Genomic DNA, 19,382 nt, shown 5'->3' on the forward strand with positions numbered 1-19,382 from the left:
ATAAGAGAAGGCAGTTGTTTTTATCGTTTCTCGTTTGCTAACAGGCTGATTATAAATGTATTGCCTCAGCAAGAAAGAGAAGTTACGCAAGCGTAAACATCACCCCAGCCTCTGGCGCTCATGTGGCCTCGCTGATGAGGCCGCTTTAGCGGTTCCTGATATTTGTTCAACATGACTGACGCCGCTGTTGATGCGTACGATGGCATTTTCCGACCGGTTATGTCGCATAGTGTCATTGGCAGCACCACTGGTGGCGCTGGCGTTTCTGGCCGCCGAAGGGGATATGGCAATAGAAGAGTTCGGGTTTGGTGCAACCACCGGCAACAGTATCCTTTTTTGAGTTACCGCTGAACCCGAAACATAAGCGTAGCTTACGGTTAATTTTAAATCAATACCGTCAATAGGAAAAAGCTGAAAAATAAGTATTGTCCTGTATCCTCAGTAACTTGGCCATTTACAGGGTGATTCTCTGGTGTATATCAGGTAGCGGTGTTACGAGGTGTCCGCTAATGCGCAGTCTGAACCCGGTAGCGGTAATATCCTGCGCTTAAGGGCCAATACAACGGCATTTATCGCTCTATCCACTTCTATTAACTGAACCCAACTACTGCTTCCGATAGGATCGAATAGTAATAAACTCGGCTTTATCGGTGCCTAAAACTCCAGAGTAATTGATAATTATTTTCATTTTCGACTTATAAAAGATGTCACTCACTGGTTTAATGACTGATGGGTAAAATTGGCGTCCTTTGCTCTTGGAGTCGACACGATGTTCTCACGTTTTTCAACGCTCGGCCTTATCCCTAAAGGCGTATGGGTGCTTGGTGGTGTCAGTTTGCTGATGGATGTTTCCTCCGAAATGATCCACAGCTTGTTGCCGTTGTTTATGGTCACCACATTGGGGATGAGCGTCATCATTATTGGTTTAATTGAGGGGCTTGCCGAAGCTACCGCGTTAGTCATCAAGGTTTTTTCCGGCGTCCTCAGTGATTATCTGGGGAAGCGTAAAGGCTTGGCCATGCTAGGGTATGGGCTGGGGGCGTTGAGTAAACCGCTGTTTGCAATGGCGTCCAGTTCAGGTCTGGTGTTTGGCGCACGCATGATTGACCGCGTGGGTAAAGGCATTCGAGGAGCTCCACGTGACGCGCTTGTGGCCGATGTCACTCCACCAGAAATCCGCGGGGCGGCCTTTGGTCTGCGCCAGTCACTTGATACTGTTGGTGCATTTTTGGGACCACTGCTGGCTGTTGGCCTGATGCTGCTGTGGCACGATGACTTTAGGGCGATTTTCTGGGTGGCGGTGATACCAGGAGTATTGGCCATTGCTTTGCTGTTCTTCGGGCTCCAGGAACCTAAAACCCCCATTGAGCATAAGCGCAGTAACCCTATCAGCCGGGAGAACCTCGGACGATTGGGGCGAACCTATTGGTGGGTTGTCGGGCTTGGTGCCGTATTCACACTAGCCCGTTTCAGCGAGGCTTTTCTTGTGCTGCGCGCGCAACAAATGGATATCCCCTTGGCTTTGATCCCGTTGGTCATGGTTGCGATGAACCTGCTTTATGCTATCTCAGCATACCCTTTCGGTAAGCTCTCTGATCGAATGAGCCACAGCGGTATGCTGCAGGCAGGGCTGCTGGTGCTGATTGCGGCGGATATGGTGTTGGCAATCAGTCACCATTGGATGGGGATTTTGTGCGGTGTGGCATTGTGGGGGGTCCATATGGGCATGACCCAGGGTTTGTTGGCCGCGATGGTCGCCAACACCGCGCCAGTAGATTTGCGCGGTACGGCATTCGGCATGTTTAATCTGATGAGCGGTGTGGCACTGTTGCTGGCCAGCCTTGGCGCTGGTGTTTTATGGGAAACCTGGGGGGCGGCATCCACCTTCTATGCTGGCGCAATTATCTGCATCCTCACTTTGATAGGGATGAGACTGGCTCCTTCGTCATACCAACAATCCTGAGTGGGTGATTTTCCTGAGCTTCCGGCAACCCGCAGGGTTCGCCTGTTATCAGGCTGGTCATTCCAACCGCCAGCCAAAGCTTGGGTATAGCTCGGCATTCGTCATAATCAAAGTGAATATAAGATGAATCCATGTTGTTTATAGGATGAGTGGAGACTAAATTCAACGAGTCGCCTATCGTAAAGGTAATTTAAAATGTCCAAGCGCCGTTGGTCGGCCATCGCACTCGCGTTGAGCCTGTCTATATCGTTATCCTCTGTTTCGGTTATGGCTAATCCAGGCAATGGCAATGGAGCAGGGCATGGCAACTCTGCTAACCATGATAATGGTCATGGAAAGGGGAACTCAGATAAAAGCAAGAAATCCAAGGGAAGCCATGATGATTTGGTGTCCGTAAATGTCTCTTATGACCGGGTGCGTTCTCTCGCCGTAAACTACGGGCTCACGGGGTATCAGTCTTTACCGCCCGGCATAGCGAAAAACCTGGCGCGTGGCAAGCCACTACCTCCGGGGATCGCCAAGAAAATGGTGCCGGCCTCAATGCTGGGGCAACTACCTGTTTATCCTGGCTACGAGTGGCGTATTGCAGGTAATGATCTGGTCCTGATAGCGTTAAGCACGGCGATTGTTGCTTCTGTTATCAATGGCGTATTTGATTAGTGGGTGACGAGCCTCGGGTGAACCCGGGGCTCGTTATGTGAAGGGAAGGTAGGCCCAGGTCTGGAACGGCAAACGACTCACTTTCTTTCCTTAGCGATCATACCCATACCATTCACTGTATAAATCGGTCTTTCACCCGTCATTCTGTACCTCTATACTGTATAAAAAAACAGTATAGAGGTCTGCCCCATGAAATACTTTGTTCCAACCCCAACACCAGAAAAGTTGTTCACTCCATTGTTTTCTGACCAGGTGCCAGCGGGTTTTCCAAGCCCGGCACAGGACTATATCCACGCCAGGATCGACCTCAACGAGTATTGCATCAGCCACCCGAATGCGACTTACTTTCTATACGCCTCCGGTGAAAGCATGCTGGAGGCGGGCATTACGGATGGCTCGATGCTGGTTGTCGATCGCAGCATCGGTGCTGAACACGGTGACATAGTGATTGCCAGCGTCGCGGGGGAATTCACCGTGAAGCGGCTATGCCTGCGGCCAGTCGCGCAGCTTGAGCCGATGAACCCCAAATACCAGTCAATTCCGCTACGTGAAGATAGTGATGAACTTGCGATCGTCGGGGTCGTGGTTTCGACTATCACGAGGCTTAAATAATGTATGCCCTGGCGGATGTGAATAGCTTCTATGCGAGCTGCGAAATGCTCTGGCGCCCGGATCTGCGGGGCCGCCCGGTGGTGGTGCTATCAAATAACGATGGTTGTGTTGTCGCCTGTAACAAAGAGGCCAAGACGTTGGGGCTGGCGATGGGTGGCCCTTATTTCAAGATAAAACAGCAATTGGAACGCGCCGGTGGCGTCGCTTTTAGCAGCAATTACGAGCTGTATGCCGATATGTCTGCCAGGGTGATGTTCGCTCTGGAAGAGTTGGTTCCACGCACTGAGAACTACTCCATTGATGAAAGTTTTCTCGATCTGACCTCCGTGGGCCACTGCACCGATCTGGAACAGTTCGGGCGGAAAATTCAGACCAAAGTACGGCGAGATACCGGGCTGATGATCGGGGTCGGGATTGCGCAGACCAAAACGCTTGCCAAACTGGCAAATTTTGCCGCCAAAAAATGGAGCCTTCAGACCGGCAACGTTGTCGATCTCTCTGACGCGGTACGCCAACGTAATTTAATGAATAAAGTGAAAGTAGAAGAGGTCTGGGGCATTGGCAGGCGGATGTCAAAAAAGCTGAATATGATCAACATCGAAACCGCCCTGCAACTGGCCAACGCCAGTACCACAATGATACGTAAACGCTTTAGCGTGGTGATCGAACGAACGGTGCGGGAACTGCGTGGTGAAGCTTGCCTTGCGCTGGAAGAGTTCGCACCAACAAAGCAGCAAATCATCAGCAGCCGGAGCTTTGGTGAACGCATAACGCAATATGAGCATATGCACCAGGCGATCTGCTTGTATGCTACTCGGGCGGCAGAAAAACTTCGGCAACAACGGCAGTATTGCCAACACGTCAGCGTATGGATCAAAACCAGCCCCTTCGCGACCAATGAACCCTACTACGGCAATTCGGCCAATGTAACACTGAATACGCCGACGCAAGATACCCGCGATATTATCGCTGCGGCGATGCGCTGTCTGGAGGTGATTTGGCGGCCCGATCATCGTTTTGATAAAGGTGGTGTGATGTTGCAGGACTTTTGCAGCCAGGGTATCGCGCAGCTTGAATTGTTCGATGAATGTCAGCCGCGGCTTGGTAGTGAAAAACTGATGAAGGTGATGGACCAGATCAATCACTCGGGCAGGGCAAAGTTGTGGTTTGCCGGGCAGGGAACCGATCAGGTGTGGGCCATGAAGCGTGAACTGCTTTCCCCTGCATACACCACCCGGGTCAGCGATCTGCCGAAGGCGATAGTTTACTGACTTGAACCGGCAGGTGAGGTCCGGTTTTACCGAGGGCTTAAAATGTGACCAGAACCCGCATCCTTGCGGGTTTCAGGCCTGACGTGAAGGCAGGATCACCGCACTACAAGTACGGGACATTGAGCATGGCGGACGATGGCTGCAGCATTTGAACCCAGCAGATAAGTAGTAATGCTGGGGCGATGTGAGGCAATGATAATCAAGTCTGAGCTAATCGAGTCGGCAAATTTCAATATCTGATCTTTAGGGGAGCCAGTAGTGATGTGTTTTTTCACTCTGTCTTCCGGAATATTGAATTTATTTACAATTTCAGAAAGTTGTGCCAAAGCTTCATTTCTGAACTGATCTTTGTCTGGTACCTCTCCCGAATAGGCAAGCCCCAAAGCCGTATAATAAGGCACCGAAGGGATCACCGTCATGAAATAGACCATAGCATCATTGATTTTGACCTGTGCTGCTACGTGTGGAATAACCTGCAGTGTTAAATCAGCATCTGAGATGTCGATAGGTACTAAAATAGTATGGTACATACAAACTCCTGTCTGTTTTATGTCCAATTTCAGTGTATCTCCTATTTTCAAATAGCATGAGTGATGGTGTTCAAACTTATTGAAATTTAGTCAAAAAATGTGCTGGATTGAGCGTTGCCCCTCACTTTTGGCGTATCTGCACGGCCAAGGAAGTACGGCGGCAATGATGTGAAGGCTGCCAACTGAAAAATTAAGCCGCAGCAGCGCAGCCAATGAAATCGCGGCGGTTTTTTCAGATGAGGTGTTAATTAAATCAAGGGCAATAATTCAAGATTGACACCAATTTTACCGCTATATTCCTGCGTCGTTAATCGGGCATAAATGCCGAAAGTTAAACTTTTTGTTATATAAATTTTTTGGCGGTTTTAGCTGGTATTGTCATGGCTTGTATACAAAATGGAGGTGCCTGTGAAAATATTAATGCCCATTCTCTTCGCGTCGTTGAGTTTTTCGGTGGTGGCGGCTGAGCCCAACAATCCACTAAGCGTACATATTCTCAATCAGCAAACCGGGCTGCCATCAAAGGGCGTTGCCGTTGAGCTGGATAAGCAGGAAGGTCACCGTTGGCAACGTCTGGCGGAGGCAGTGACGGACGAGGGCGGCCGCATCAGCTCACTTTATCCGGCAGGAAAAGATATGGATGTGGGAGTATATAAAGTGACCTTCAAGACCGGGGATTATTTTACCGGTATTGGACAACAGACCTTTTTCCCGGAAGTGCCGGTTATTTTTAAAGTGGAAACCAAAAACCAGAAATTGCATATACCTCTTTTATTGAGCCAATATGGTTATTCGACATACCGGGGAAGTTGATGGCTAAAAATCGGTTTCTCATTTAATTTAAATAAACCCCGGTAATCACCCGGGGTTTTTTGTATCAAGAAGAATACTCCAGCCGCATTAGCCTTGCTGATAAATCTCTAGCGCCTGTTGCCCCGAGGCCCCTTGATGAATAATGGCCATCAAGGCACAAACCACCCGTGATGGATTGCTGTGCTGATAGACGTTACGGCCATACACCATGCCGCTGGCCCCTTGCGCCATCAATGCCGCAGACTTATCCAGCACCGCCGACAATTCGCCTTTGCCCCCGCCGCGTACCAGCGTGGGGCAGCGGGCCGCTTCTACAATGCGGTGGAAGTCTTCCACCCGCTCGGTGGGATCGGCTTTGATGATATCTGCCCCCAATTCCCGAGCCAATCTGACCAGTGGTACCATTTTTTCTACATCACCCAGTGAACCATAGGCCGCGCCCTGACCGGCGGGGGCCATCACCAAGGGTTCGACCATCAAGGGCATAGAGTAACGATCGCAGACATGGCGCAGACGGCCGATGTTTTCCACGCATTGGCGAAAAATACCGGGTTCGTCGGGGATCAGATACAGATTTACCACCACCGCTGCGGCATCCATCTGTAACGCGGCCAATATCGGTTCTTCCGGGTTATGCAACACCGCCCACATTTCACGGTGGCGCGCGGCATTATAGGCATTACCCACATCGGTGCGCATCACTAACGCCGGTTTCTGGCGTTGCTGCAGGCCTTGTAACAAATCCGCCTGGCCAAAGTTAACCTGAATGGCATCGGGTTGTGCTGCCACCAGGTGCTGCATCACCTGCGCAATATCTTCCAGGCCAATCAGGAAATCAGGTTCATTGGCAATGCCGTGATCGATGGCGACGTCAAGACATTTACCCTGATTAAACAAACGATTCATCCGTACTTTGCTGCCTAATGACATGCCAATTCCTCCGAGCACTGTAGTTCAGTTCAGTATTACCGAGCGGCTGCGATAACGACAGGAAGGATGTGTAAATTGCGCCCGCAGCCACATATTGGGTACGTAAAACCAAGGCATTCAGGAGGCAGTAAAGGCCAATGCCAGTGGTGATTTTGTCGTCATTTGTTAGATCCCTGTCATATTTTTGTTATTTGGCTATTCCAAAACACATGTTTCGCTTGTTTGAGTTTAAAAATTTCAATAATGTAAATTTTGAAACAAACGTTTAACGAATGGATTGTCATCTTAACGGGAAGCAAACCATAAATTATCAACTAACTGTTTTTAATCTATTTAATTTTTATAGCAAACCATTTTAAACGGCCTTTATGACGGTGGAATACGGCGTAGGCCAGGGTGTTAAGGCGATAATCACAAGCGATCTGTTGTTTTGATGTAAAAAATATTTTTCATATTCCATCAAATCAACAGGTCTCTTCACTCTAACTATTAAAGGGTAAAGAACATGAAGCTGAAGAAACTGTTCGTCACCTCGCTACTGATGTGCCTGTTGCCAGCCACGGTGTTAGCCAAAGATATCAAGATCGGCGTGTCGATGGCCTATTTCGATGACAACTTCCTGACAATCCTGCGTCAGTCCATGCAGAACAAAATGAAGCAGGAAGGCAACGTCAACGGCCAGTTTGAGGATGCCAAGGGCGATATCGCGCAGCAGATCCAGCAGGTAGAGAACTTCGTTAGCCAAGGCGTGGATGCCATTATTCTCAATCCCGTTGATACCCAGGGGTGAAGCCGATGATCAAGCTGGCACAAAACGCCAGAATACCGCTGGTGTTCGTCAATCGGCGGCCAGAAATCGCACTTCCTGCTGGAATGGCCTATGTGGGTTCAGACTCTAAACTGGCCGGGAAGCTGCAAATGGAAGCCTTGGCCAAGCTGATGAATGGCAAGGGTAACGTAATGATCCTGTTGGGGGAGCTTTCCAGTGAAGCTACGCGAGACCGTACTCGCGGCGTGGAGGAGGTGGCCGCGCAATATCCCGGTATCCATATTGTCGATAAGCAAACCGCCAAGTTTTTCCGCAAAGAAGCGGTGGATGTGACAACCGACTGGATCCTCTCTGGCCAGGAGATTGACGCTATTGCCTCCAATAATGATGAGATGGCCATTGGTGCCATTCTGGCGCTGAAGCAGGCGAAAAAACCGGTGTGCTGGTGGCGGGGGTCGATGGCACGCCAGATGCACTGGAGTTTATCAAGAAGGGGGATCTGAGCCTCAGCGTGTTCCAGGATGCGCAAGGCCAGGGGAAGGCGCGGTGCAAACCGCGATCCAATTAGTGAAGGGTGAAAAGGTCGAAAGCAGCGTCATGATCCCCTATCAGTTGATCACCAAAGCCAACTATCAAGATTTCGCCGACAAGAATAAAAAGTAATTGACGTTAACTCGTCCCCTTTCCTTGTGAAAGGGGCGAACAGATCACGGCGGAGGAGATCATTATGTATCCCTATGTGCTTGAGGCTGAAGGTATCAGCAAACAGTTCCCGGGTGTAAAAGCATTGGACCATGTTTCGATCAAAATCAAACCGGGCAGCGTGCATGCGTTAATGGGTGAGAATGGCGCGGGTAAATCGACGTTGATGAAATGTTTAATCGGCATTTATCGCCCAGATGCCGGAACGATTAAAATCAAAGGGCAGCCGGTAACGTTCAACGATACGCTGGAGGCGTTGCATTCAGGGATCTCGATGATCCACCAGGAGCTTAACCTGGTGCCGCATATGACGGTGGCAGAAAATATCTGGCTGGGCCGCGAACCCGCCAGGTTGGGCTTTGTTAATCACGATGAATTAAACCGCCAGACGCGTGAGTTGCTGGCGCGCCTAAACATCAAGTTAAAACCGGAAACGTTATTAGGCGATCTGAGTATTGCCAGCCAGCAGATGGTGGAAATTGCCAAAGCGGTGTCCTATAACGCCGACGTATTGATTATGGATGAACCCACCTCAGCGTTAACCGAAGGGGAAGTGGTGCATCTGTTCGCTATTATTCGTGAACTGCGCCAGCAGGGGAAAGGCATCATCTATATCAGCCACAAGATGGATGAGATCTTTGCCATTACCGATGAGGTGAGCATATTTCGCGATGGGGCAGCCATCGCCAGTGATAAAACCGAGAATCTGACCAAACAGTCGCTGATTACCATGATGGTCGGGCGTGAACTGACCCAGATGTTCCCCAAGTTCAATAACAATATTGGCGAGGAAGTGTTGCGCGTAACCGGGCTACGCCGCGCAGGCTGGTTTCACGATATCTCCTTTGCCGTGAAACGCGGCGAAATTTTAGGGGTGGCCGGGTTGGTGGGCGCAGGGCGCAGTGAGGTGATGGAAAGCCTTTTCGGTATGCACCCGGCAGAGAGCGGCGAAGTTTTTATTGAAGGTTTACCGGTGAAGGTCAATTCACCGGCAAAAGCCATTGAGCTGGGGCTGGCATTCCTGACCGAGGATCGTAAAAAGTCCGGGCTGTTTCTGGTGCTGTCGGTGGTGGAGAATATGAGCATCGTTAATTTGTCCGAATATACCAGCAAGAACGGTTTTGTCAGCCATACGCAAATGGCCAAAGACTGCATGGAGCAGATTAAAAAGCTCAATATCAAAACCCCGACCATGGATCAGATTATTAATAACCTCAGCGGCGGTAATCAGCAAAAGGTATTAATTGCTCGCTGGCTGCTCGCTCAACCGAAAATATTGATCCTTGATGAGCCAACGCGCGGTATCGATGTGGGGGCGAAGGCGGAGATTTATCGGTTGATTAGCGAATTGGCCCATCGCGGCGTCGCCATTATTTTAGTTTCTTCCGAACTGCCGGAAATACTCGGTATGAGCGATCGCGTAATGGTGATGCACGCTGGGCGTATCACCGGGATCCTGGATAAAGCACAGGCAAGCCAGGAGAAAATCATGGCGCTGGCTTCGGAATAACGCAAAGGTGGATGTTAATGAGTAACGTAAAATTAGAAACACAGCCGAGGAAAATCGCGTTGTTTGCCGGCTTGAGCGGCAAGATGCCAAAAGATACCGGTATTTTTATCGTCATGATTGGCATCGCGCTGATATTTGAAATGCTAGGATGGTTCGTTCGCGATCAATCGTTCCTGCTCAACCCGAACCGCCTGTTGCTGATCGTTTTACAGGTGTCGATTATCGGCATCATCGCGGTGGGCGTCACCCAGGTTATTATCACCACGGGGATCGACCTTTCTTCCGGCTCGCTCATTGCCCTGACGGCAGTTGTAGCGGCCAGCCTGGCGCAAACGGCCGACAGTATTTCGCCAATGTATCCAGGCCTGCTGGATCTGCCTGCCGCGATCCCTATTGGGGCGGGGATTGGCGTAGGTATTCTGTGTGGGTTTATCAACGGTTTTTTGATCACCCGCACCGGTATTCCTCCGTTTATTGCCACGTTGGGGATGATGGTGTCCGCACGCGGCCTGGCGCAGTATTACACCAAAGGCAATCCAGTCAGTTTTCTGTCAGACGGTTTCACGGCTATCGGGCAGGGCGCGATGCCGGTGATCATCTTCCTGGTGGTGGCCGTGGTTTTTCATATCGCCCTGAAGCATACGCGCTACGGTAAATACGTGTACGCCATTGGCGGTAATATGACCTCGGCCAAGGTTTCCGGTATTAACGTTAATCACTATCTGGTGACGGTCTACACCCTCGCCGGTGGCCTGGCGGGTTTGGCTGGCGTGGTATTGGCAGCGCGTGTCAGTAGTGGGCAGTCAAGCATGGGGGTATCTTATGAGCTGGACGCCATTGCCGCTGCGGTAATCGGTGGCAGCAGCCTGATGGGGGGCGTGGGGCGCATTACCGGCACCTTGATTGGTGCGGTGATCCTCGGCCTGATCAAAAGCGGCTTCACCTTTATCGGTGTTGATTCCTATATTCAGGACATTATCAAAGGCATTATTATCGTGGCGGCCGTGGCTATCGACATGCGCCGTAACCGCAAGAAACGGTGAAGCTTTGTTGGCCGTCGGTATTATTTACCGGCGGTTGGGCCAATTTAAACACCTTGACCATTAATGCGCCGTGCCAGTTCGTAATGCGCGCCCCAGTATGTATTATCCAATCTTGAAACGGTGACCCCCATACTGCTGGACGCGTGAATGAATTGGCCTTTGCCAATATAAATCCCGACATGGCGGGTATGCCTGGACGTTTTGAAGAAGACTAAATCACCAGTGTGTAAATCATTTTTGCGGATCCGGGAACCCAATTTCATTTGCTCACCGGTACTTCTCGGTAAGCTGACGGCAAACTCATCTTTAAACACGCGCTGCATATAAGCAGAGCAATCAATGCCTTTGCGTGAATTCCCTCCAAACTTGTAACGAACGCCTTCCCATTGATCATAATGAGTCAGGATTTTTTTAAGTGCCTGAGTATTATTATGGTTGGACTCATAATGAGTTACCTGGTGTTGCAATGACGATGAGCGAAACAGACCGAAACCGGAATAAGCCGAAGCAGAAAAAGTCATGCAAAGTGACAAAACAGCAATAAGAGAAGTAAAAAGTTTGAACATAAATAACATCTGAAAGAAAAAATTGAACGTCTATCCGTGCGATGGAGTGGCCGCAGTGCCTGACTCATTCCTTGTGAGTGGCGACAATTTATACAGGTTGCGGTTAAAAATAAATCGTTACCTGGCTAATTATTGACCTCAATCATGCCTGTTATCAGAGCGTTGTTTTTGATGAAAGGGTGTTAGTTGGCGCTGAGATAGCGCTAATGAATAGCGATCAAAGGATTAGCTCCCGCCGCAGAGTTTTGATAAGCAAAGTTGCAACATGGTGGGTAGCAGAAAACTATTGCTGGCTTCACCGATGCGTTCAGAATGACGTTGTGCAGTATCAAATTGAGAGTAACGGAAATCATATTGGTAATTTTATCAGCCAGGCTTAAGGCTGCAGTTCCCTTGCTGGGGGGAATGTTATTTTTAGCAAAACAGAATGTTAAGCACAGCTAAACTTATCGTCTGCCATTTGTGACCTTTTTCTCATTTACACATCACACCCCCCAATATCACCCGCTCGCGACCAACCCTTGCACAGAATATGCATGCGCATTTGAAGCCGCCCTCAAATCGTAGCCTTAAAGTGGTGCAACCTGAATAAGGCCGTAAAGGAGTGATGTTTCATGACCAACATGAACGGTGTTTTGCCAAACGAAAAAGCGCAGAAAACTGAAAAGCCGATAGATAAAGTTGAAGAAGTGTTACCCATTGCCCACCTTTTTACCTTGGGGCTTCAGCATGTGTTGGTGATGTACGCAGGGGCCGTTGCCGTTCCGCTGATGATTGGCGGCAGCCTGGGTTTGGATAAGCCACAGATTGCTTATCTGATCAGTTCCGACCTGTTTTGCTGTGGCGTTGTTACGCTGTTGCAGTGTGTCGGGATAGGCCGTTTTGCCGGCATTCGTTTACCCGTCATCATGTCGGTGACCTTCGCAGCCGTCACGCCGATGCTGGCTATCGGTGCCAACCCCGAGATCGGTCTGACCGGCATTTTTGGTGCCACCATTGCCGCTGGTATTATCACTACGGCGCTGGTGCCGCTCATTGGCCGTTTGATGCCCTTGTTCCCAACCCTGGTCACGGGAATTGTGATCACCTCTATCGGCCTGAGTATCGTGCGCGTAGGCATTGATTGGGCCGCCGGTGGCCGTGGAAATGCCGATTATGGTAGTCCGGCTTATATTGGGGTATCGCTGTTGGTACTGATTTTTATTCTGTTAATCACGCGGTTCAGCAAAGGTTTTATCTCTAATATTTCCGTGCTGCTGGGGATTGGCTTTGGTTTTATGGTGGCGTTATGTATGGGGGAAGTCAGTTTTTCTGGCCTGGATGATGCCGCCTGGTTCGCCATCGTGCGCCCATTTGCCTTTGGTTGGCCAACCTTTGACCTGCCCTCAATCATTACGCTGACCATCGTCATGCTGATCGTCTTTATTGAATCGATGGGCATGTTTATGGCGCTGGGCGAGATTGTTGGCCGCCCGGCAACCAAACAGGATGTGGTGCGTGGGCTGCGGGTTGATGGCATGGGCACCATTATCGGGGGCATTTTTAATACTTTCCCGCATACGTCCTTCTCACAAAATATTGGCTTGGTCAGTATTACCCAGGTCTCCAGCCGCTGGGTGTGCGTCATGGCGGGGGCTATCCTGGTGCTGTTTGGCCTGATCCCGAAAATGTCTATTCTGGTGGCATCTATTCCACAATTTGTCCTGGGTGGTGCAGGCATTGTAATGTTTGGCATGGTGCTGGCGACCGGGATCAAGATCCTGGCCAAGGTCAATTTCAACAGCAACCGGTATAACGCTTATATTGTCGCCATCAGCCTGGGGCTTGGCATGATCCCGATAGTCGCAGCCGATTTCTTTACCCAGATGCCAGCGAGCCTGCAACCGTTGTTGCATAGCGGGATCTTGCTCTCATCGGTGGCCGCAGTGCTGCTGAACCTCTACTTTAATGGCTATCACCCAGAGAAAAAACCGGGTGCGGATGACGTTACCAGCAACGGATAATCTGCTGGTAAAGTCGTCCCAACAGGATGGTGGACAACGCTGGCGGGTTTTAATTTCACGTTAACCTCAACACCGCTTGCCCAAAGGCCGGTGGCTTGAGTAAAGTCTTGGAAAAGTGGTTAACGTCATTGCTAGCTTTGTAGCACTTAAGGAGCCGTTCCATGTCATTCCCCGTCCTGAGTAAACGAATCGTACCGTTGACAGTGCTATTGGCGCTGTCGTTACCTGTCGCCTGGGCTGCTCCAGCCCCAGCCCCGATCCCGTCAGAGTTGCTTGGCAACTGGAGCATTACCCAGATTATCCCTACCCAAACCGTGGGCTGCTGGGATGAGAAGCAGGCGCAGCAACTGATCGGCAACAACATTAGCTATAAGGCAGGCAGCTTTACCTGGAACAATCAGACACTGCGTAATCTGGGTGTGACGAGCAGCACAGTGGAGGCGCAAGAGTTTGTGGAAGACAACTCTGGCGAAAACTCTTATGTCGATTTCCCGGTGTTGGGCATCAGCACCCCGTCGGTGCAGCGAGTGATTATTCAACATCAGGAAGTGAGCGTGCCTGGCATCACCGATCAGGGTAGCGAAGGGATCCCGGGCGATAACGTTCTGGTGAAAGATCCTGATACGCTGATCTTGTCACAATGTGGCGTCTGGTTTGAGGCTCAACGCCAGAAAAAATAATGCAGCAAAAGGTTCTCTGATGGCATCAGTTTGCCGGGTGGCAAACTGATGTTTCGTCCAGAGGGAGATTCTGCGGGCCGAGTTTGCGTAAGAGTGCCGCAATATCGATGGTGTCTATCTTCTCGGCTGGCAGGTAAGCCTGTGCGTAATCGTGCCAGATCCCGGATTCCAGAAAAAGAACGAACAGTTCACGATCCAGATGATTTTCATTCACCATGCTGGTCATGATATTGAGCGATTCTGATAACAGTTTGCCCGGTTTATAAGGCCGATCGGCCGCCGTCAGTGCTTCAAAGACGTCGGCAATCGCCATCATGCGCACGGGAAGGCTCATTTGTCGGTAAGTCAGTTGGTAAGGGTAGCCCTTGCCATCCATACGCTCATGATGGCCACCGGCAATCACCGCGACATTTGCCATCGTGCGTGGGAAGGGGAGTTTTTCCAGCATGATGATGGTCTGCATGATGTGTTCATTAATCTTATAGCGCTCTTCTTCGGTCAGGGTGCCTTTCCTGATACCCAGGTTGTAAATCTCCCCATGGTTATACAGCAAGGTGGGTTCCTTGAGTTTGAAATGATAGCTTTCCGGCAACCTGCTTTTATCATCCCGATAGATAATATGTTCTTCTTTATCCGCCAATATCGGCTCCTGAACCGGGAGAGCGGCAGCAGGGCGACGTTTTTTGCGATCCAACGCTTCCCAGGCAATACCGGCGGTATCATCCAGGGTACGCGTCCATTGATATTTTGCGATCTGCTGAATACGGGTGAGGGCACTGTCAGACAGAAACTCACTGCCGATATTGCATTGGGCGATAAAATAGAAATCTTCGTCTAGCTGGCGCAATTCCTCGCTTAGCTGCTGTTGTTCCTGCGCGGTGGCGGGAGACGTGGCGTGTTTACGCAGGTAGCTAATTTCTTTTTCGCGTTTCAGTACTTCAAAACGCATACGTACTTCGTGGATACGGTCATAGATCAGCTCCAGCTTGGTGGCTTTATCCACAATGGCTTCCGGCGTGGTGATTTTGCCGCAGTCGTGCAGCCAACAGGCGGTGTGCAACTCCTCCCACTCATTGGCTGAAAGCGTAAAATCGGCAAACGGGCCTTCCTGGGCATCGACCGCCGCTTTGGCCAGCATCTTGGTAATCACGGGTACGCGCTGGCAGTGGCCACCGGTGTAGGCGCTTTTGGCATCAATTGCCCCGGCGATCAGTTTGATAAAGGCCCCCATCAGATCTTTTTGCTCTTGCAGCAGATACTGGGTTTCGATCGCTACCGATAAACTCCCCACCAGCGCATTGATCAGTTGTATTTTGGCATGCCCACGTTCGGTGCTTAATTCATTAGGGCTGAACAGCAGTAAAAATCCCATCAGATGTTGATCATGGGTTTGCATCGGCACTGCGACATAGTGCAACGGTAAATGGCTATTAAAGAAAGGGTGTAATGGGGTTGGCAAGGTTTGCTGATTAAATATCCCGACGGTGGTTTTGCCGGTCAGGATCTGCCAGAACTCTGTCGGACGCTCGCTATCAAACCGTATCGAGGCCATCGGCGAGTTGCTGGTATCCTCCCCAGCCCAATTGAAGGCGATAGGTGAAAAACTCCCCGGTTCTTTGTCGGACAGGAAAATAATCCCCCCTTCATGGCGGCGATTTCGGTCGTCTCGTTGAGCAAGCCCTGCATCTGTTGAGGGAAGTTATCTTTGGCGGATAACAAACTCCCCATCGAGATAAACTGCTTAAGCGTCAGCTTCATTTTTGACATGGCTTTGTGTAAATCATCCACCTCCTCGATTATCGAGTGTTCCTCTTCCTGCTCATCAAAGTGCAGATTGCTGATGGCTTCGGCATCCTTACGCAAGCGCACCAGCGGCCGCGAAATGCGTAAAGAGAAATACCAGACCAACGGCAGGCTGATCAGTAGCAGCGCAAAGGCGATCAGGGTCGAGCGGTTGCGAATGGAGTTGGCATCGGCGGTCAGATAGGCTGCAGGTGTGGCAATCAACAACTGGTAATGATTATCTTGATTAATGAGGTTGATAACGGCGCCGTACCAGCTCTGGCCATGACGGATAAACATGGGGTTATGGCTTTCGCTGTCTGCATTGCCGGCGCGGGCATCCAGCAGCTGCTGCAAAACCGGTATTTGCACGATTCGATTAAGCCCGCTGTTGTCATTGGTGGCACTTTGTTCCAACGGCGGCAGGCTGGCAATGGTTTCATTGGCAAAGTTGATAATCGCCGCCTGGCTGCCCGGTGGCAGATTCTGTTTAAGAAATTGTGAAAGCGAGGCCAGCGACACATCCAGGCCGATAATGGCCTGCGTATTTTTTGCCTGCATGCTGTAGGTGAAACCGGTCTCACCAGTAGCTTTAAAGGTATAGAGAGGCGAAGTCACCAGGCCCTGGTTTTTGGCGGCCAACTGATACCAACGGCGGTTACGGGGATCGAAGTTGTTATATGGCATCATTTTTAGCGCCATAATCTGCTGCTTACCGTCAAGAAAGATTGCCTTTGTCTCTGGCACGGTGTCTAAAAACCGGTTGCTTTGCACCAGCCATTCGGCGGCTTGCGGGGCTTGGAACAAAGAACGGTTAGTCGCGGAGAGGCGGCGCAGAATGAAAAAATCGCCATTGGGGTAGGCACTATAGATCGCGTTTGCGTAGTCATTCTGCTTCAGTATTTCAATTAAGGGGGCGATAAAACCCATTCTTTGTTCCAGGGTCGTAGCCTGCATGATTTGCATGTTCGCCAGCATATTCACCGACATCATCATGCTACGGGTCACGGAGTTTAATTCTGCGGCAATGGCTTCACCGGTTTTCTTAAACTGAAGGTTGGTGCTGGATTCGGTCAGTTTGGTGAGCTGGCTGTGGCTGAAAATAATGATCACGCTACCGATAGAAACAATCAGCAAAGTGAAAAGCGCAGCAATCTGAATATGCAAAGGATAGCGGTTTCTGAATTTTTTAATCTGACCGGGCATGGTGGCCGCCTTGGCAGCAGATTCTCGTGGTTTAATTATAGTCTACGTTTATCTGTGCCTGGGCCCACGGCCTGGCAATCCATCATCCGCGCCAGCCGCTGAGAGAGCCTTTGCTGTGCAAACGCCCAGAGTTGTTGATCAAAAACCACAATATTGCTGCAGTACGCCATTTCCATGCGGTATGTCATGGAAATTTATCAAATAAAACCACTATATTTACATGGTTATAACCTTACTGATACCTGCCTACGCCAGCCATGATAAGTGTCATAACGCCAGCATATGATGTTGTTTATTAATCAGATTGTTTGGAAAGGAAACCTATGAACCAATTTATCGTTGCAGAATCTGAAGCCTGCATTGGCTGCCGGAGCTGTGAAGTGGCTTGCGTAACCGCGCACCATCAAGGGGCATATCCCAGCCAGCGAGAGTATTTTACACCGCGGGTGAAAGTCATTCAGGGCGCCAGTGCCAATACCGCGGTGTTCTGCCATCATTGTGAAGATGCGCCGTGCGCCAATGTTTGCCCCACCGGGGCGATCTTGCAAAGTGATGCCAGCATTCAGGTCAGCCAGGAGAAATGCATTGGCTGCAAAGCCTGCGCTGTTGCTTGCCCGTTCGGCATGATGACGGTGGTGACCGAAACGGTGCAACCCGCCAACCACCGGCTGGCCGAGAGCTATCAGAAGGTTGAGGCGCAGAAATGTGACCTCTGCAGTGACCTGAACCACGATCCGGCCTGCATTCGTGCTTGCCCGACCAATGCACTCAGCCTGGTGGATAGCCAGATATTGGCCGAACAGCAGAAGGAAAAGCGTTTGCGGGCGGCGGCGCGCGATCACCACAGCCAGCTGTTTGGCAGCGCAGCCAGCCAGAGCGGGGGGAATAAAGCGCCTGCCCGGCCCAAGCCAATCCTCAATGTGCTGCAACAGCCTCGCGCACCCCGGCTGGAGGCCAGCAAAATCCCCTCGAATTGCGTAAAACCACTTTTACAGAAATCTACCAGCCGTTTAATGAGCAGCAGATCCAACAGCAGGCCGAGCGCTGTCTGAGCTGCGGCAAGCAGAGTATCTGCTCCTGGACTTGTCCGCTGCATAATCAGATCCCGCAATGGATCAAGCTGGCCAGCCAGGGGCGGATTTGGGAAGCCGCTGAGCTTTCGCACCAGACCAGCAGCCTGCCGGAGGTGTGTGGCCGGGTATGCCCACAGGATCGGTTATGTGAACAATCCTGCACGCTGAACGAACATGGCGGGGCGGTCACAATCGGCAATATTGAGCGATACATTACTGAAACCGCCTTTGAGATGGGGTGGCGGCCAGATATGTCGGCGGTGAAAGACAGCGGCAAGCGCGTGGCCATTATCGGCGCGGGCCCGGCGGGATTGGGCTGTGCAGATATCCTGGTTCGTCAGGGTATCAAGCCGGTGGTGTTTGATCGTTATCCGGAAATTGGCGGCCTGCTGACCTTCGGTATTCCGGCCTTCAAGCTAAGAAAAGACGTGATGGCCAGAAGGCGCGAGATCTTCAGCGATATGGGCGTGGAATTCCGGCTGAACACCGAAATCGGCAAAGATATCTCCATGGAAACCTTGCTGAATGATTTCGACGCGTTATTCCTCGGTGTCGGAACTTATAAATCGATGCGCTCCGGTCTGGAAAATGAGGATGCGCCAGGGGTGTATGACGCCCTGCCATTCCTGATTGCCAATACCCAGCATTTGATGGGTTATGAAGATAACCCGAAAAGTCCTTACATTAATATGGCGGGCAAACGGGTGGTGGTGCTGGGGGGCGGAGATACGGCGATGGACTGTGTGCGCACCTCATTGCGTCATGGTGCGGAGCAAGTGATCTGCGCCTATCGACGCGATGAAAAGAGCATGCCGGGCTCGAAGAAAGAAGTGAAAAATGCGCGTGAAGAAGGCGCCGAGTTTATGTTCAATCTGCAGCCATTAAGCATTGTGGTGGATGAACAAGGCAACGTCAGTGGCATTCAGATGCGTCGTACCGAGATGGGGGCCGCAGACAGCCAAGGTCGGCGGCAGGCGGTGGCGGTAGCGGGTTCTGAACACATCGTGCCGACCGATGCGGTGATCCTGGCCTTTGGGTTCAGCCCGCACCGGATGAACTGGTTGGCGGAGCATAACGTGGTTCTGGACAGGCAAGGGCGAGTGGTCGCACCTACCGTTGCCGGTTACCCCTATCAGACCAGCAACCGCAAAATTTTCGCCGGGGGTGATATCGTACGCGGTGCCGACCTGATTGTTACTGCTATCGCTGAGGGGCGTAAAGCCGCAGAGAGCATTGGTTATTACCTCAATGTGTTATAGCGCAGGAGAG

At 50.9% G+C, this 19,382-nt stretch carries 13 protein-coding genes and 4 pseudogenes; 13 read left to right on the forward strand and 4 right to left on the reverse strand.

Annotated features, from left to right (window positions below):
• The first annotated feature begins 190 nt into the window (after positions 1-190).
• From ACQ86O_RS16945 to umuC, 5 genes are all read left to right on the forward strand, one after another.
• Positions 191-340 (forward strand): hypothetical protein, encoded by a 150-nt coding sequence (locus ACQ86O_RS16945; protein ID WP_431222079.1) that lies wholly within the window; start codon positions 191-193, stop codon positions 338-340.
• A gap of 429 nt (positions 341-769) precedes the next feature.
• Complete coding sequence (locus ACQ86O_RS16950) at positions 770-1,963, forward strand: MFS transporter (protein WP_431222080.1); 1,194 nt, start codon at positions 770-772, stop codon at positions 1,961-1,963.
• Positions 1,964-2,158: 195 nt separating this feature from the next.
• A complete protein-coding gene (locus tag ACQ86O_RS16955) occupies positions 2,159-2,623 on the forward strand; it encodes an anti-virulence regulator CigR family protein (RefSeq protein WP_431222081.1) in 465 nt (154 codons plus the stop codon).
• 189 nt (positions 2,624-2,812) lie between these two features.
• Positions 2,813-3,235 (forward strand): translesion error-prone DNA polymerase V autoproteolytic subunit, encoded by a 423-nt coding sequence (gene umuD / locus ACQ86O_RS16960; RefSeq protein WP_431222082.1) that lies wholly within the window; start codon positions 2,813-2,815, stop codon positions 3,233-3,235.
• Positions 3,235-4,506 (forward strand): translesion error-prone DNA polymerase V subunit UmuC, encoded by a 1,272-nt coding sequence (umuC, locus tag ACQ86O_RS16965; protein WP_431222083.1) that lies wholly within the window; start codon positions 3,235-3,237, stop codon positions 4,504-4,506. Before umuD ends, umuC begins: the two co-directional genes overlap by 1 nt.
• Positions 4,507-4,601: 95 nt before the next feature.
• Here the strand turns inward: umuC and uspF are convergent, their stop codons facing one another.
• On the reverse strand, positions 4,602-5,036 hold the full coding sequence (uspF, locus tag ACQ86O_RS16970) for a universal stress protein UspF (protein ID WP_431222084.1): 435 nt from the start codon (positions 5,034-5,036) through the stop codon (positions 4,602-4,604).
• 408 nt (positions 5,037-5,444) lie between these two features.
• On the opposite strand from uspF, the gene uraH reads away from it, so the two are divergent.
• Positions 5,445-5,849 carry a hydroxyisourate hydrolase gene (gene uraH, locus ACQ86O_RS16975; protein WP_431222085.1) on the forward strand — a complete coding sequence of 135 codons (405 nt, stop codon included), beginning with the start codon at positions 5,445-5,447 and terminating at the stop codon, positions 5,847-5,849.
• Between the two features lie 87 nt (positions 5,850-5,936).
• Here uraH and ACQ86O_RS16980 read toward each other — a convergent pair whose 3' ends face one another.
• Positions 5,937-6,779 carry a class I fructose-bisphosphate aldolase gene (locus ACQ86O_RS16980; RefSeq protein WP_431222086.1) on the reverse strand — a complete coding sequence of 281 codons (843 nt, stop codon included), beginning with the start codon at positions 6,777-6,779 and terminating at the stop codon, positions 5,937-5,939.
• A gap of 505 nt (positions 6,780-7,284) precedes the next feature.
• Here ACQ86O_RS16980 and ACQ86O_RS16985 point away from each other — a divergent pair.
• The 3 genes and pseudogenes from ACQ86O_RS16985 to ACQ86O_RS16995 all read left to right on the forward strand — a co-directional run bounded on the left by ACQ86O_RS16985 (position 7,285) and on the right by ACQ86O_RS16995 (position 10,803).
• Positions 7,285-8,211 (forward strand): annotated as a pseudogene (locus ACQ86O_RS16985) (sugar ABC transporter substrate-binding protein).
• A gap of 64 nt (positions 8,212-8,275) precedes the next feature.
• Entirely contained in the window at positions 8,276-9,760 is a 1,485-nt protein-coding gene (locus ACQ86O_RS16990) for a sugar ABC transporter ATP-binding protein (RefSeq protein ID WP_431222087.1), read from the forward strand.
• 17 nt (positions 9,761-9,777) lie between these two features.
• On the forward strand, positions 9,778-10,803 hold the full coding sequence (locus ACQ86O_RS16995; protein ID WP_431222088.1) for an ABC transporter permease: 1,026 nt from the start codon (positions 9,778-9,780) through the stop codon (positions 10,801-10,803).
• A gap of 44 nt (positions 10,804-10,847) precedes the next feature.
• On the opposite strand, the gene ACQ86O_RS17000 is transcribed toward ACQ86O_RS16995, so the two are convergent.
• Positions 10,848-11,369, reverse strand: a complete 522-nt coding sequence (locus tag ACQ86O_RS17000) for an NlpC/P60 family protein (protein WP_431222089.1) — start codon at positions 11,367-11,369, stop codon at positions 10,848-10,850.
• A gap of 623 nt (positions 11,370-11,992) precedes the next feature.
• On the opposite strand from ACQ86O_RS17000, the gene ACQ86O_RS17005 reads away from it, so the two are divergent.
• Both ACQ86O_RS17005 and ACQ86O_RS17010 read left to right on the forward strand, forming a co-directional pair.
• Complete coding sequence (locus tag ACQ86O_RS17005) at positions 11,993-13,372, forward strand: nucleobase:cation symporter-2 family protein (RefSeq protein WP_431225757.1); 1,380 nt, start codon at positions 11,993-11,995, stop codon at positions 13,370-13,372.
• Between the two features lie 161 nt (positions 13,373-13,533).
• Positions 13,534-14,052 carry a hypothetical protein gene (locus ACQ86O_RS17010; protein WP_431222090.1) on the forward strand — a complete coding sequence of 173 codons (519 nt, stop codon included), beginning with the start codon at positions 13,534-13,536 and terminating at the stop codon, positions 14,050-14,052.
• Between the two features lie 25 nt (positions 14,053-14,077).
• Here the strand turns inward: ACQ86O_RS17010 and ACQ86O_RS17015 are convergent.
• A pseudogene (locus ACQ86O_RS17015) lies at positions 14,078-17,040 on the reverse strand (HD domain-containing phosphohydrolase).
• Positions 17,041-17,363: 323 nt separating this feature from the next.
• Between ACQ86O_RS17015 and ACQ86O_RS17020 the strand changes: the two are divergent.
• Both ACQ86O_RS17020 and ACQ86O_RS17025 read left to right on the forward strand, forming a co-directional pair.
• Positions 17,364-17,859, forward strand: a pseudogene (locus tag ACQ86O_RS17020) (4Fe-4S dicluster domain-containing protein); the annotation flags it as partial.
• Between the two features lie 139 nt (positions 17,860-17,998).
• Positions 17,999-19,372 (forward strand): annotated as a pseudogene (locus tag ACQ86O_RS17025) (FAD-dependent oxidoreductase); the annotation flags it as partial.
• Positions 19,373-19,382 lie beyond the last annotated feature (10 nt).

Source organism: Serratia sp. L9 (genome assembly GCF_050632285.1).
Lineage (GTDB): Bacteria > Pseudomonadota > Gammaproteobacteria > Enterobacterales > Enterobacteriaceae > Chania.